Source organism: Pseudomonas sp. BMS12, from assembly GCF_001592875.1.
Lineage (GTDB): Bacteria > Pseudomonadota > Gammaproteobacteria > Pseudomonadales > Pseudomonadaceae > Aquipseudomonas.
Map to the genome: position 1 here is coordinate 69,543 of NZ_LSOF01000015.1, position 12,451 is coordinate 81,993.

Below are 12,451 nucleotides of genomic sequence, written 5' to 3' on the forward strand. Positions count from 1 at the left end.
ATGCCCAGCCTAGGGATGAGGCATTAACGCAGGCCGCGCTGGACCTCGTCCAGTTCGCGGATGTATTTGAAAACCTTGCGCGCGGCGGCCGGCGGTTTATTGTGCGCCGCCTCGTGCTGGGCATGGCGGATCAGGCTGCGCAGGTGCTGGCGGTCGGTCTCTGGATAGTCGGTGACGAAGCTTTCCAGGGTGGTGTCGTCGCCCGTGATAAGGCGGTCGCGCCAGCGTTCGAGGTTGTGGAAGCGCTCGTTGTATTCGCGGGTGGAGCTGTCGACCTGGTCGATCAGCGCCAGGATGGCCTCGATGTCCTGTTCGCGCATGAGCTTGCCGATGAACTGGACATGGCGCTTCTTGGCCGCATTGGCCGTGTGCTTCGGCGCCTCGGCCAGGGCTTTGCGCAGGGCGTCGGTCAGCGGCAGCTTGTCCAGCAGCTCGGGCTTTAGGGTGGTGAGACGCGCACCGAGATCCTGCAGGGCATGTAGCTCGCGCTTGATCTGGGTTTTGCTCTTCTCGCCGGAGAAGTCTTCGTCGTAAGAATCAGCCATGGGGGCGGTCCGAATGGAAACGCCGCCATGATAACCAGTCAGGGGATGCCTGTCCCGATGGACAGTCACCCGCAGGTGGAGTGCAGCATGAGTTCGATTGAAACAGTAGGGCCGCAGGCGCTGCCGACATTGCAGGCCCAGGTCGAGGCGATCATCAGCGAGGCCCGACGCCAGGGCGCCAGCGCCTGCGAGGTGGCGGTGTCGGTGGAACAGGGGTTGTCCACCACGGTGCGCCAGGGCGAGGTGGAAACGGTTGAGTTCAACCGCGATCAGGGTTTCGGCATCACCCTGTATGTCGGTCAGCGCAAGGGCTCGGCAAGTACCTCGGCCAGCGGCGATGCGGCCATCCGCGAGACGGTGGCGGCCGCCCTGGCAATTGCCCAGCATGCCTCGGAGGATGACTGCGCCGGTTTGGCCGATGCCGCGCTGATGGCGCGCGAGCTGCCGGAGCTGGACCTCTACCATCCCTGGGATCTGGCTCCGGAGCGTGCGGTAGAGCTGGCGCTGAGCTGCGAAGAGGCGGCGTTCGCCTGCGACCCACGGATCAGCAATGCCGACGGCACGAGCCTCAATACCCACCTCGGTTGCCGGGTCTACGGCAACAGTCATGGTTTCGTCGGCGGTTACGCCAGCTCGCGACACAGCCTGAGCTGCGTGATGATCGCCGAGGGCGAGGGGCAGATGCAGCGCGACTACTGGTACGACGTCAATCGCCAGGGTGAGCTGCTGGCTGATCCTGTCCTGATCGGGCGCAAGGCCGCCGAGCGCAGTGTGGCACGCCTGGGCGCGCGTCCAGTGGCGACCTGCGAGGTGCCGGTACTGTTCGCCGCCGAGCTGGCCACCGGGCTGTTCGGCAGTTTTCTGGCCGCCATCTCCGGCGGCAACCTGTATCGCCACTCCTCCTTCCTCGAAGGTGCGCTGGGCCAGCAACTGTTCCCCGAATGGTTGAGCCTCGACGAGCGCCCGCATATCCCGCGCGCCATGGCCAGCGCGGCGTTCGATGGCGATGGCCTGGCCACCTATGCCAAGCCTTTCGTCGCCGGTGGCGAGCTGGTGTCCTACGTCCTCGGTACCTACTCCGGGCGCAAGCTGGGCATGCCCAGCACGGCCAATTCCGGTGGTGTGCACAATCTGTTCGTCAGTCATGGTGACGAGGACCAGCAGGCGCTGCTACGCCGCATGGGGCGTGGCCTGCTGGTGACCGAGCTGATGGGGCAGGGGCTGAACATGGTGACCGGCGATTATTCGCGCGGTGCCGCCGGTTTCTGGGTGGAGAACGGCGAGATCCAGTTCCCGGTGCAGGAAGTCACCATCGCCGGCAATCTGCGCGACATGTTCCGCCAGATTGTCGCGGTCGGTAGCGACCTGGAGCTGCGCGGCAATATCCGCACCGGCTCGGTGCTGATCGAGAAGATGATGGTTGCGGGCAGCTGAAAACAGGAAAGGGGCCAATGGCCCCTTTCCTCTCGCGATGGCGGCTTACTCGCCTTCGTCAAATTTGTTGTTGATCAGTTCGACCAGCGCGGTGAGCGCTTCGTCGTCGCGTTCGCCTTCGCTGTGCAGAAACAGGTTGGTGCCCTTGCCGGCGGCCAGCATCATCACCGCCATGATGCTCTTGCCGTCGACCAGGCTCTCGCTCGTGCGCCCGACGCGCACCTGGCAGGGAAAGGCGTTGGCCACGCCGACGAACTTGGCGGCGGCCCGCGCATGCAGGCCGAGCTTGTTGATGATGGTGATCTCGCGGGCGGGCATTGCAATCCTTAGCTCAGGTCGCGGTGGCGTATCTGGACGTTGTTCAGTATGGGTTTGAGGGTCTCACCCAGGCGATTGGCCAGATAGACCGAGCGATGATGCCCCCCGGTGCAGCCGATGGCGATGGTCACATAGGCGCGGTTGCTGGCAGCGAAGCGTGGCAGCCACTTGTTCAGGTAGTCGAGGATGTCCTGGTACATCTCTTCCACATCCGGCTGCGCGGCCAGATATTCCGCCACCGGTGCCTCCAGGCCGGACATGTCGCGCAGGTCGGGCTTCCAGTAGGGGTTGGGCAGGCAGCGCACATCGAATACCAGGTCGGCGTCCACGGGCATGCCGCGCTTAAAGCCGAAGGATTCAACCAGAAATGCGGTGCCGGGGGTGGGGCGGTTGAGCAGGCGCAGCTTAATGCTGTCGCGCAGCTGGTAGAGGTTGAGGTGAGTGGTGTCGATCTTCAGGTCGGCCAGATCGATGATGGGGGCCAGCAACTGGGCTTCATCGCGTATGGCCTCGGCCAGCGAGCGGTTCTCGTTGGTCAGTGGATGACGCCGGCGAGTCTCGGAGAAGCGCTTGAACAGGGTTTCCTCGTCGGCATCCAGATACAGCACGTCGCACTGGATATGCCGTGCGCGGACCTCCTCGAGCAGCTCGGGGAAGCGCTTGAGCTGGCTGGGCAGGTTGCGCGCATCGACCGAAACCGCGACCTGGGGGTGCAGCAGTTCGGTCTGGAGCAGCGCACGCTCGGCCAGGTCCGGCAGCAGGCCGGCTGGCAGGTTGTCGATGCAGTAAAAACCGTTGTCCTCGAGGACGTCGAGGGCTGTGCTCTTGCCTGAGCCGGAGCGTCCGCTGACGATAATCAGGCGCATGGCGCTGGCTCCCGTACTAGTTGCCGTTCTGAACGTCGACCACGACCTGGTACAGGCTTTCGTTGCTTTGTGCCTGGCGCAGGCGCTCGCGCACTTCACTGCGGTCGAGCATGCTGGCGATCTGGCGCAGTAGCTCCAGGTGCTCGTCGGTAGCCGCTTCCGGCACCAGCAGGACGAACAGCAGATCCACCGGGGCGCCGTCGATCGCATCGAAGTCCACCGCCGCATCCAGGTGCAGTACCGCGCTGATCGGTGCGCTGCAGCCGGCCAGGCGGCAGTGGGGGATGGCGATACCGTTACCGAAGCCGGTAGAACCGAGCTTCTCGCGGGCGATCAGGTTTTCGAAGATATCCTGGCCGTCCAGATCGGGAAGATCGCGGGCCACCAGGTTGGCAATCTGTTCGAGTACACGCTTTTTGCTGCCTCCCGGCACGTTCACCAGGGAACGTGCGGGAGTCAGTATGGTTTCGAGTCGGATCATGGGTGGGGTAAGTGTCAGCGAGCCGTAGCGCCTTGCATGCGGCCCAGCTGCTTTTCCTTGTGCTTGATCAGTTGGCGGTCGAGTTTGTCGGTGAGCAGGTCGATGGCGGCGTACATGTCTTCATGTACGGCATTGGCCACCACCTCACCCCCGGCGATATGTAGGGTTGCTTCGATTTTTTGCTTCAGCTTTTCCACTTCCATGGTCACCTGAACGTTGGTGATCTTGTCGAAGTGGCGCTCCAGTCGGCTGAGTTTTTCCCCGACATAGTCGCGCAGGGCGTCGGTCACATCCAGTTGATGCCCACTGATGTTGACTTGCATAACGCATCTCCTTGTTGCCTTGTGTAAGAGACAGGCTATCGGGCCTGCCGCCGTAACACGTTGGCTGGAGGGTTGATGCACTGCGAGCCGAGTTCCCCCTAAACAGGGCCTGGCGCGATACGGTAGTGCAGAAACCTTCCGTTCAGGGCCGTTTACATCAATCGCTTGCGTTCGCTGGATGGAGCGATGCCGAGAGACTCACGGTACTTGGCGACTGTGCGACGGGCTACCTGAATGCCCTGTGCTTCCAGTAAACCAGCGATCTTGCTGTCGCTCAACGGCTTTTTCGCGTTTTCCGCAGCCACCAATTTCTTGATGATTGCGCGGATCGCGGTGGACGAACATTCGCCACCCTCGGAGGTACTGACGTGGCTGGAGAAGAAGTACTTCAGCTCGTAGATGCCGCGCGGGGTATGCATGAATTTTTGTGTGGTAACGCGAGAAATGGTCGACTCGTGCATGCCCACCGCTTCGGCGATGTCGTGCAGGACCAGCGGTTTCATGGCCTCGTCACCGTAGTCGAGGAAACCACGCTGATGTTCGACGATCTGCGTCGCCACCTTCATCAGGGTCTCGTTGCGGCTCTGCAGGCTCTTGATGAACCAGCGAGCCTCCTGCAACTGGTTGCGCATGAAGGTGTTGTCGGCACTGGAGTCGGCGCGTTTGACGAAGCCTGCATACTGGGCGTTGACCCGCAGGCGCGGCACGGCTTCTTGGTTGAGCTCCACCAGCCAACGATCGTTGTGCTTGCGCACGATGACATCCGGCACCACGTATTCGGGTTCGTTGGCTTCGATCTGCGAGCCGGGGCGCGGGTTGAGGCTCTGGATCAGCTCTATGATCTGGCGCAGTTCGTCTTCCTTGAGCTTCATGCGACGCATCAGCTGGCTGTAATCGCGTCCGCCGAGCAGATCCAGATGATCACTGGCCAGACGCTGGGCTTCCGTCAGCCAGGGGGTGTTGCTGGGAAGCTGGCGCAGTTGCAGTAGCAGGCACTCGCGCAGGTCGCGGGCGCCGACGCCTGCCGGCTCGAAGTGCTGGAGGCGGTGTAGTACAGCCTCGACCTCGTCGGCCTCGATTTCCAGTTCCGGGTGAAACGACTCGACTATTTCGTCGATGGTTTCTTCCAGGTAGCCCTGATTATTGATGCAGTCGATCAGGGTCACGCCGATCAGCTTGTCCTTGTCGGACATCGGCACCAGGTTGAGTTGCCAGAGCAGGTGGCTCTGCAGGCTCTCGCCGGCCGAGGTGCGGGTGGTGAAGTCCCACTCGTCGTCATCGTTGCTGGGCAGGCTGCTGGCGCTGGTCTGGTAGACGTCTTCCCAAGCGGTATCCACGGGCAGCTCGTTGGGAATGCGGTCATGCCATTCGCCATCTTCCTGGCTGTCATTCACCGCGACGGTGCTGTCCTGGAAGTTCGAGTTGTCCTGCTGCTGGGGCGAATTGTTCTGTTCGACGTTATCGGCCATGGGGTCGGAGTTGTCGAAGTCTTCGCCTTCCTCCTGGCGCTCGAGCATGGGGTTGGATTCCAGGGCCTCCTGGATTTCCTGTTGCAGGTCCAGAGTGGATAGCTGGAGGAGTCGAATGGCCTGTTGCAGCTGCGGAGTCATCGTCAGCTGCTGGCCCATCTTGAGGACTAGCGACGGTTTCATGGTGTGGGGCTGGGTACCTTGTTCACTTGCCGGCGCACTGCGCCATCCACTGCAGGGCGGCGGGCCGCCCTAGAAGCAAATTATATGCCTGACCTTGAATGATTCCAGTCGTTTGCGCAAGCCCTGCATGCTTGCCGGGATTACAGGCGGAACTCGTGACCCAGGTAGACTTCCTTGACCAGTTGATTGCTCAGGATGGTCTCGGCATCACCTTCGGCAATCAGCTGCCCGTCATTGACGATGTAGGCGGTTTCGCAGATATCCAGGGTCTCGCGCACATTGTGATCGGTGATCAGTACGCCGATGCCTTTGGCCTTGAGGTGGTGGATGATCTGTTTGATATCGCCCACCGAGATCGGGTCGACGCCGGCGAAGGGTTCGTCGAGCAGAATAAACTTGGGCTCGGTGGCCAGGGCGCGGGCGATTTCCACACGTCGGCGTTCACCGCCGGACAGGCTCATGCCCAGGCTGTCGCGGATGTGGTTGATGTGGAACTCCTGCAGCAGAGCTTCCAGAGCTTTGTGCCGGCCGGCGTGATCGAGATCCTTGCGGGTCTCGAGGATGGCCATGATGTTGTCGGTCACCGACAGCTTGCGGAAGATCGAGGCTTCCTGCGGCAGGTAGCCGAGGCCGGAGCGGGCGCGGCCGTGCATGGGCTGATGGCTGATGTCCTGATTGTCGATCAGTACGCGGCCCTGATCGGCCTGGACCAGGCCGACGATCATGTAGAAGCAGGTTGTCTTGCCGGCGCCGTTGGGGCCGAGCAGGCCGACGATCTGGCCGCTGTCGATGGACAGGCTGACGTCGCGAACCACCTGGCGGCCCTTGTAGCTCTTGGCCAGGTGCTGGGCTTTGAGGGTCGCCATTACTGCGCTTGCTCCGGCTGATCGGCTTTCTTGCGCGGCTGCAGAATCATGTCGATGCGCGGGCGCGGCGTCGAGACATTGCTGCCTGTGGCGCGGCCGGCGTTGACGATCTGGCGCTGGGTGTCGTAGACGATCTTCTCGCCTTCGAAGGTATTACCCTGCTGGATCACCTTGGCCTGGTCGATCAGTACGATGCGCTCGTTGCTCGCATAGTACTGGATGGTCATGCCGTAGGCCTTGACGATGTCCTTGTCGACGGCGGGTTTCTGCTCGTAGTAGGCCGGTTTGCCTACCGAGGTGAAGACGTCGATGTCGCCGTTGGCGTCCTGGGTGATGGTCACGGTGTCGCCCGTGATCTTCAGGGTGCCCTGGGTGATCACCACGCCGCCGCGATAGACGGCGACACCTTGCTTGTCATCCAGTTCTGCACTGTCTGCCTGTACCCGGATAGGTTGCTCGCGATCGCTGGGTAGGGCCCAGGCGCCGGCGCTTCCGAGCGCGCTGCCCAGGCAGAGCAGTAGGGGGAAGGTTTTAACGAACCTCATGCTGGCCTCTTACGTTGGACAGCAAGTTGATCTTGCCGTCGTTCATGTACGCTTTCATTCCCTTGGCCGTGGTTACCCCATTGGCGGCCTCGATTCTAACGGCTTGCTTGGTCTGCGCATATTCCTCGTCGGGGAATACCGTGATTCGGCTGCTGGTGATCACGGTCGGCCGGCCTTTGGCATCGGTGCGGGCGATGCGCACGTTATCGATCAGTTCGACTTCTTTGCCTTCGGGCGATACTTCGCCCTTGTCGCTGCGTACGTGCCAGGGGTGCTGCGTGCCGCGATACAGCTGCAGGTCGGGCTTGTCCACCTGGGTGATGTCGCTGGCCTTGAGGTGCTCCAGCTTGCTGGCGGTCATCTCGTAGTGCAGCTTGCCGTCCTCCTGGAACTGCTGGGTGCTGGCGCCGACCACATAGAAGTCGACGGCGTTGTCGGTTTCGCCGCTGGCGCGTTTGTCCATGAAGCTTTCCGGGCGCACGTTCCAGTAGCCCACCGCCGCCAGCAGGGCGACGATCAGCGAGCCGATCAGGTAGTTGCGTAGCTTGCCGTTCATGGCGCTTCCTAGAGGTAGGTGGACTGTGCGGCTTCCAGGGTGCCCTGGGCGCGCATGATCAGTTCACAGAATTCGCGGGCTGCACCTTCGCCGCCGCGGGCGCTGGTCACGCCGTGCGCGTGCTGGCGCACAAAGCCGTCGGCGCTGGCTACGGCCATGCCCAGGCCGACGCGACGAATCACCGGTAGATCGGGCAGGTCATCGCCAAGATAGGCAACCTGTTCGTAGTTCAGGCCCAGCTCGCCAAGCAGTTCGTCGAGGACGACAAGCTTGTCTTCGCGGCCCTGATACAGGTGCTGGATACCCAGGTTCTGTGCGCGGCGTTCGACTACCGGGGTCTTGCGCCCGCTGATGATGGCGGTGCGCACGCCGGAGTTGATCAGCATCTTGATGCCGTGACCGTCCAGGGTGTTGAAGGTCTTGAATTCGCTGCCGTCGACTAGAAAGTACAAGCGGCCGTCGGTGAGCACGCCGTCGACATCAAAAATCGCCAGTTTCACGGCTTTGGCGCGTTGCAGCAGGTTGTCATTCATTTACAGCACTCCGGCGCGCAGCAGGTCATGCATGTTGAGGGCGCCTACCGGCTTGTCCTCTTCATCCACGACCACCAGCGCGTTGATCTTGTGGTCTTCCATGATTTTCAGGGCTTCGGCGGCGAGCATCTCGGCGCGGGCGGTCTTGCCGTGGGCGGTCATGACCTGGTCGATGCTGGCCTGCAGCACGTCGACGCCTTTGTCCAGGGTGCGGCGCAGGTCGCCATCTGTGAATATCCCGGCCAGTGTGCCATCGCTCTCGATGACGACTGTCATGCCCAGGCCCTTGCGGGTCATCTCCAGCAGCGCCTCGCGCAGGCTGGTGCCGCGCGGCACCAGTGGCAGGCGTTCGCCGGCGTGCATGACGTTCTCCACCTTGAGCAGCAGACGTCGGCCGAGGGCGCCGCCCGGGTGGGAGAAGGCGAAATCTTCGGCGGTAAAGCCGCGCGCTTCCAGCAGGGCGATGGCCAGGGCGTCGCCGAGCACCAGGGAGGCGGTGGTGGAGGAGGTGGGGGCCAGATTTAGCGGGCAGGCTTCCTGGGCAACGCGGGCGTCCAGGTTGACTTCGGCGGCCTTGGCCAGCGGCGAGTCCGGGTTGCCGGTCATGCTGATCATCTGGATGCCGAGGCGCTTGATCAGCGGCAGCAGGGTGATGATTTCCGCAGTGGAGCCGGAGTTGGACAGGGCCAGGACGATGTCGTCGCGGGTGATCATGCCCATGTCGCCATGACTGGCCTCGGCCGGGTGGACGAAGAAGGCCGGAGTGCCTGTGCTGGCCAGGGTGGCGGCGATCTTGTTGCCGATATGACCGGACTTGCCCATACCCACCACGACGACACGCCCCTTGCCGTCCAGGATCATCTCGCAGGCGCGAATGAAATCGGAGTCGACACGACTCAGCAGGCTGGTCACCGCTTCGCTTTCGAGGCGGATGGTGCGTTGTGCAGACTGGATCAGGTCGCTGGTTCTGCTCATGGCGATTGCAGGGTGCTCGGCTAAAAAGGCAGAGAGTATACCGACAAAGCAGCCCTGGCTCACCTGGCGGTTGTTCAGGGCTGCGTCGTATGTAATGAAAAGTGTGTAGTGCCTTGGGTCGCAGAGTGCGTCAATGCTATATTTCGCGGCCTGTTCGGCCTGACCCGGGTGCGAGTGTCCCCGTTGCGGGCTACTGCGTCTGTCCAGGGAAGGGGCGTATCACAAGGAGTTTGGATGAGTGCCGAGAATGCCTATGCCGTCGAGCTGAAGGGGCTTACCTTTCAGCGAGGCGCGCGCAACATCTTCGATAATGTCGATATCTCTATTCCGCGCGGCAAGGTCACCGGCATCATGGGGCCTTCCGGTTGCGGCAAGACCACATTGCTGCGCCTGATCGCGGCCCAGCTCAAGCCCCAGGCGGGGGAGGTCTGGGTCAACGGGCAGAACCTGCCGAGCCTGTCGCGCAGCGACCTGTTCGATATGCGCAAGCAGTTCGGCGTGCTGTTCCAGAGTGGTGCGCTGTTCACCGACCTGGACGTGTTCGAGAACGTCGCCTTCCCACTGCGTGTGCATACCCGCCTGCCGGACGAGATGATCCGCGACATCGTGCTGATGAAGCTGCAGGCTGTCGGTCTGCGTGGCGCCGTCGAGTTGATGCCTGACGAGCTGTCCGGGGGCATGAAGCGTCGTGTGGCACTGGCTCGGGCCATTGCTCTGGACCCGCAGATATTGATGTATGACGAGCCGTTCGTCGGCCAGGACCCGATTGCCATGGGCGTGCTGGTACGTCTGATTCGCTTGCTCAACGATGCACTTGGTATCACCAGTATCGTGGTTTCTCACGACCTCGCCGAAACCGCCAGTATCGCGGACTACCTCTATGTAGTGGGTGATGGTCAGGTGCTGGGGCACGGCACGCCGGATGAATTGATGGGTTCGGACAGTCCGCGCATCCAGCAATTCATGAAAGGGATTCCGGATGGCCCGGTGCCGTTCCACTATCCGGCCCCGGATTATCTCGACGATCTGCTGGGAGCGCGCTGATGCGTAGGAAGTCCCCTATCGAACGTATCGCTCTGCTCGGCCGTGCCGGTATCGACGTGGTGCAGGCCATGGGGCGTTCGACCCTGTTTCTGCTCAGTTCGCTGTTTGGTCGCAGTGGTTTGCGTAACGGCGGTCAGCTGCTCATTCGTCAGCTCTACTCGGTCGGCGTGCTGTCGTTGCCGATCATCGTGGTGGCGGGCCTCTTCATCGGCATGGTGCTGGCGCTGCAGGGCTACAACATCCTTACCAGCTACGGCTCGGAGCAGGCGGTAGGGCAGATGGTTGCGCTGACCCTGCTGCGCGAACTGGGGCCGGTGGTCACTGGGTTGTTGTTCGCTGGGCGCGCCGGTTCGGCGCTGACCGCCGAGATCGGCAACATGAAGTCCACCGAGCAGCTGTCCAGCTTGGAAATGATTGGTGTCGATCCGCTCAAGTACATCATTGCCCCGCGCCTGTGGGCCGGCTTCCTTTCCATGCCATTGCTCGCCGCCATCTTCAGTGTTGTGGGGATCTGGGGTGGTGCCATGGTCGCCGTGGACTGGCTGGGTGTGTACGAAGGCTCGTTCTGGTCGAATATGCAGAACAGCGTGGAATTCACCGAGGACGTACTCAACGGTGTGATCAAGAGTGTGGTGTTTGCGTTCGTGGTGACCTGGATTGCGGTATTCCAGGGCTACGACTGCGAACCCACCTCCGAAGGCATTAGTCGTGCCACCACCAAGACCGTGGTGTATGCCTCACTGGCCGTACTCGGCCTCGACTTTATTCTGACCGCCCTGATGTTTGGAGATATCTGATGCAAAGCCGCTCCCTGGAAGTTGGCGTCGGCCTGTTCTTGCTGGCTGGACTGCTGGCCCTGCTGCTGTTGGCCCTGCGTGTAAGCGGCCTGTCCGCCGCAAGCTCGGGCGATACTTACAAGCTCTATGCGAACTTCGACAATATTGCCGGTCTTACCGTCAGGGCCAAGGTGACCATGGCCGGTGTGACCATCGGCAAGGTCACTGCCATCGATCTGGATCATGACAGTTACACCGGCCGGGTGAGCATGGAGATCGAGAAGCGGGTGAACAACCTGCCGCTGGACTCCACGGCATCGATTCTCACCGCCGGTCTGCTGGGTGAGAAGTACATCGGTATCAGCGTCGGTGGCGAAGAAGACCTGCTCAAGGATGGCGCAACCATCCATGACACGCAGTCGGCGCTGGTGCTGGAAGATCTGATCGGCAAATTCCTGATGAACTCGGTGAACAAGGAAAGCAAATGACCCTCTTCACGATGCTCCGCCGCGGCCTGCTGGTCGCCCTGGCCAGCTTGCCGATGATGGCTCTGGCCGTGCCTTCCGCCCACGAAGTGGTCAAAGGCACTACCGATCAGTTGCTCGCGGACCTCAAGAGCAACAAGGCTTCCTACCAGCAGAATCCCCAGGATTTCTATGACGCTCTGGAGCGCATTCTCGGCCCTGTGGTCGACAGTGCGGGAATCTCGCGCAGCATCATGACCGTGAAATACTCGCGCAACGCCAGCCACGAGCAGATGAAGCGCTTCGAGGAGAACTTCAAGCGCAGCCTGATGCAGTTCTACGGCAACGCCTTGCTCGAATACGACAACCAGGACATCCGCGTGCTGCCGGCCAAGGCCGAGGGCGCCGATCGCGCCAGTGTCGGCATGGAAGTGCGTGACAGCAAAGGCACCGTCTATCCGGTTTCCTACACCATGGTGCAGCTGGATGGGCAGTGGAAGCTGCGTAACGTGATCATCAATGGCATCAACATCGGCAAGCTGTTCCGTGATCAGTTCGCCGATAGCATGCAGCGCAATGGTCATGACCTGGACAAGACCATCGAAGGCTGGGCCGAGGTGGTGGCCAAGGCCAAGGACAGTGCCGAAGGTCAGCAGGCAGGCGGGCAATGAGCGAAAGCGCGATTCGCACGGGTGCCGACGGCACGTTGCTGCTCAGTGGCGTGATCGACTATCGCAACGGTCCCGCTCTGCGCGAGAGCGGGCGGCGCCTGATCGAGTCCAGCTCGGCTGGCGATCTGGTGCTCGATTGCTCCGCCGTGGAAAAGTCCAGCAGCGTCGGCTTGTCGCTGCTGCTGGCCTATCTGCGCGACGCGCGCAAGGCCGGCAAGAAACTGAGTCTGCGTGGCTTGCCTCAGGACATGCGCGAGATCGCGCAGGTGTCCGGGTTGCAAGAGCTGTTCGAGCTGCCGCGCTGAGTGCTCCGAGAGCCCTCCGTCTGCCGGGCTTCGCAGGCGGGGGGCTTTTTTGTATGATTGCCGACCCGCGAGCTCAGGCTTGCCCATGAATTGTTTT

At 61.9% G+C, this 12,451-nt stretch carries 17 protein-coding genes; 6 read left to right on the forward strand and 11 right to left on the reverse strand.

Annotated features, from left to right (window positions below):
• Positions 1-23: 23 nt before the first annotated feature.
• Positions 24-545, reverse strand: a complete 522-nt coding sequence (gene yjgA, locus AYB31_RS15135) for a ribosome biogenesis factor YjgA (RefSeq protein ID WP_068829530.1) — start codon at positions 543-545, stop codon at positions 24-26.
• A gap of 87 nt (positions 546-632) precedes the next feature.
• On the opposite strand from yjgA, the gene pmbA reads away from it, so the two are divergent.
• Positions 633-1,979 carry a metalloprotease PmbA gene (gene pmbA, locus AYB31_RS15140; RefSeq protein WP_068829531.1) on the forward strand — a complete coding sequence of 449 codons (1,347 nt, stop codon included), beginning with the start codon at positions 633-635 and terminating at the stop codon, positions 1,977-1,979.
• 45 nt (positions 1,980-2,024) lie between these two features.
• On the opposite strand, the gene AYB31_RS15145 is transcribed toward pmbA, so the two are convergent.
• The 10 genes from AYB31_RS15145 to AYB31_RS15190 form a co-directional block, all read right to left on the reverse strand.
• The gene (locus AYB31_RS15145) at positions 2,025-2,297 is read right to left on the reverse strand and encodes an HPr family phosphocarrier protein (protein WP_068829532.1); all 273 of its coding nucleotides are present in this window, start codon (positions 2,295-2,297) and stop codon (positions 2,025-2,027) included.
• 8 nt (positions 2,298-2,305) lie between these two features.
• Positions 2,306-3,163, reverse strand: coding sequence for an RNase adapter RapZ (rapZ, locus tag AYB31_RS15150; protein ID WP_068829533.1), 858 nt, complete (start codon positions 3,161-3,163; stop codon positions 2,306-2,308).
• Positions 3,164-3,179: 16 nt separating this feature from the next.
• On the reverse strand, positions 3,180-3,644 hold the full coding sequence (gene ptsN, locus AYB31_RS15155) for a PTS IIA-like nitrogen regulatory protein PtsN (RefSeq protein ID WP_068829534.1): 465 nt from the start codon (positions 3,642-3,644) through the stop codon (positions 3,180-3,182).
• A 14-nt stretch (positions 3,645-3,658) separates the two neighbouring features.
• Positions 3,659-3,967 (reverse strand): ribosome hibernation-promoting factor, HPF/YfiA family, encoded by a 309-nt coding sequence (hpf, locus tag AYB31_RS15160; protein ID WP_068829535.1) that lies wholly within the window; start codon positions 3,965-3,967, stop codon positions 3,659-3,661.
• Positions 3,968-4,119: 152 nt separating this feature from the next.
• Complete coding sequence (locus AYB31_RS15165; RefSeq protein WP_068829536.1) at positions 4,120-5,619, reverse strand: RNA polymerase factor sigma-54; 1,500 nt, start codon at positions 5,617-5,619, stop codon at positions 4,120-4,122.
• 140 nt (positions 5,620-5,759) lie between these two features.
• A complete protein-coding gene (gene lptB / locus AYB31_RS15170; protein ID WP_068829537.1) occupies positions 5,760-6,485 on the reverse strand; it encodes an LPS export ABC transporter ATP-binding protein in 726 nt (241 codons plus the stop codon).
• The gene (lptA, locus tag AYB31_RS15175) at positions 6,485-7,030 is read right to left on the reverse strand and encodes a lipopolysaccharide transport periplasmic protein LptA (protein WP_068829538.1); all 546 of its coding nucleotides are present in this window, start codon (positions 7,028-7,030) and stop codon (positions 6,485-6,487) included. The genes lptB and lptA overlap by 1 nt, the downstream gene beginning before the upstream one ends.
• The gene (lptC, locus tag AYB31_RS15180) at positions 7,017-7,586 is read right to left on the reverse strand and encodes an LPS export ABC transporter periplasmic protein LptC (protein WP_068829539.1); all 570 of its coding nucleotides are present in this window, start codon (positions 7,584-7,586) and stop codon (positions 7,017-7,019) included. Before lptC ends, lptA begins: the two co-directional genes overlap by 14 nt.
• 8 nt (positions 7,587-7,594) lie before the next feature.
• Entirely contained in the window at positions 7,595-8,119 is a 525-nt protein-coding gene (locus AYB31_RS15185; protein WP_068829540.1) for a KdsC family phosphatase, read from the reverse strand.
• Positions 8,120-9,094, reverse strand: a complete 975-nt coding sequence (locus AYB31_RS15190; RefSeq protein WP_068829541.1) for a KpsF/GutQ family sugar-phosphate isomerase — start codon at positions 9,092-9,094, stop codon at positions 8,120-8,122.
• A 234-nt stretch (positions 9,095-9,328) separates the two neighbouring features.
• Between AYB31_RS15190 and AYB31_RS15195 the strand changes: the two genes are divergently transcribed.
• Genes AYB31_RS15195 through AYB31_RS15215 form a run of 5 tightly spaced genes read left to right on the forward strand, consistent with a single transcriptional unit; the run spans position 9,329 to position 12,354 of the window.
• Positions 9,329-10,138: an ATP-binding cassette domain-containing protein gene (locus AYB31_RS15195; RefSeq protein ID WP_068829542.1), complete on the forward strand. Its 810-nt coding sequence runs from the start codon at positions 9,329-9,331 to the stop codon at positions 10,136-10,138.
• Complete coding sequence (gene mlaE, locus AYB31_RS15200) at positions 10,138-10,935, forward strand: lipid asymmetry maintenance ABC transporter permease subunit MlaE (RefSeq protein WP_068829543.1); 798 nt, start codon at positions 10,138-10,140, stop codon at positions 10,933-10,935. Before AYB31_RS15195 ends, mlaE begins: the two co-directional genes overlap by 1 nt.
• Entirely contained in the window at positions 10,935-11,402 is a 468-nt protein-coding gene (gene mlaD / locus AYB31_RS15205) for an outer membrane lipid asymmetry maintenance protein MlaD (RefSeq protein ID WP_068829544.1), read from the forward strand. Before mlaE ends, mlaD begins: the two co-directional genes overlap by 1 nt.
• A complete protein-coding gene (locus AYB31_RS15210) occupies positions 11,399-12,049 on the forward strand; it encodes an MlaC/ttg2D family ABC transporter substrate-binding protein (RefSeq protein WP_068829545.1) in 651 nt (216 codons plus the stop codon). The genes mlaD and AYB31_RS15210 overlap by 4 nt, the downstream gene beginning before the upstream one ends.
• Positions 12,046-12,354, forward strand: a complete 309-nt coding sequence (locus AYB31_RS15215) for an STAS domain-containing protein (protein ID WP_068829546.1) — start codon at positions 12,046-12,048, stop codon at positions 12,352-12,354. Before AYB31_RS15210 ends, AYB31_RS15215 begins: the two co-directional genes overlap by 4 nt.
• Positions 12,355-12,451 lie beyond the last annotated feature (97 nt).

Coding starts and splice junctions, on each gene's coding strand:
- AYB31_RS15190 (WP_068829541.1), bottom strand. CDS start 9,094: ATGAGCAGAACCAGCGACCTGATCCAGTCTGCACAACGCACCATCCGC.
- AYB31_RS15210 (WP_068829545.1), top strand. CDS start 11,399: ATGACCCTCTTCACGATGCTCCGCCGCGGCCTGCTGGTCGCCCTGGCC.
- lptC (WP_068829539.1), bottom strand. CDS start 7,586: ATGAACGGCAAGCTACGCAACTACCTGATCGGCTCGCTGATCGTCGCC.
- rapZ (WP_068829533.1), bottom strand. CDS start 3,163: ATGCGCCTGATTATCGTCAGCGGACGCTCCGGCTCAGGCAAGAGCACA.
- hpf (WP_068829535.1), bottom strand. CDS start 3,967: ATGCAAGTCAACATCAGTGGGCATCAACTGGATGTGACCGACGCCCTG.
- AYB31_RS15145 (WP_068829532.1), bottom strand. CDS start 2,297: ATGCCCGCCCGCGAGATCACCATCATCAACAAGCTCGGCCTGCATGCG.
- pmbA (WP_068829531.1), top strand. CDS start 633: ATGAGTTCGATTGAAACAGTAGGGCCGCAGGCGCTGCCGACATTGCAG.
- AYB31_RS15195 (WP_068829542.1), top strand. CDS start 9,329: ATGAGTGCCGAGAATGCCTATGCCGTCGAGCTGAAGGGGCTTACCTTT.
- yjgA (WP_068829530.1), bottom strand. CDS start 545: ATGGCTGATTCTTACGACGAAGACTTCTCCGGCGAGAAGAGCAAAACC.
- mlaE (WP_068829543.1), top strand. CDS start 10,138: ATGCGTAGGAAGTCCCCTATCGAACGTATCGCTCTGCTCGGCCGTGCC.
- AYB31_RS15185 (WP_068829540.1), bottom strand. CDS start 8,119: ATGAATGACAACCTGCTGCAACGCGCCAAAGCCGTGAAACTGGCGATT.
- mlaD (WP_068829544.1), top strand. CDS start 10,935: ATGCAAAGCCGCTCCCTGGAAGTTGGCGTCGGCCTGTTCTTGCTGGCT.
- ptsN (WP_068829534.1), bottom strand. CDS start 3,644: ATGATCCGACTCGAAACCATACTGACTCCCGCACGTTCCCTGGTGAAC.
- lptB (WP_068829537.1), bottom strand. CDS start 6,485: ATGGCGACCCTCAAAGCCCAGCACCTGGCCAAGAGCTACAAGGGCCGC.
- AYB31_RS15165 (WP_068829536.1), bottom strand. CDS start 5,619: ATGAAACCGTCGCTAGTCCTCAAGATGGGCCAGCAGCTGACGATGACT.
- lptA (WP_068829538.1), bottom strand. CDS start 7,030: ATGAGGTTCGTTAAAACCTTCCCCCTACTGCTCTGCCTGGGCAGCGCG.
- AYB31_RS15215 (WP_068829546.1), top strand. CDS start 12,046: ATGAGCGAAAGCGCGATTCGCACGGGTGCCGACGGCACGTTGCTGCTC.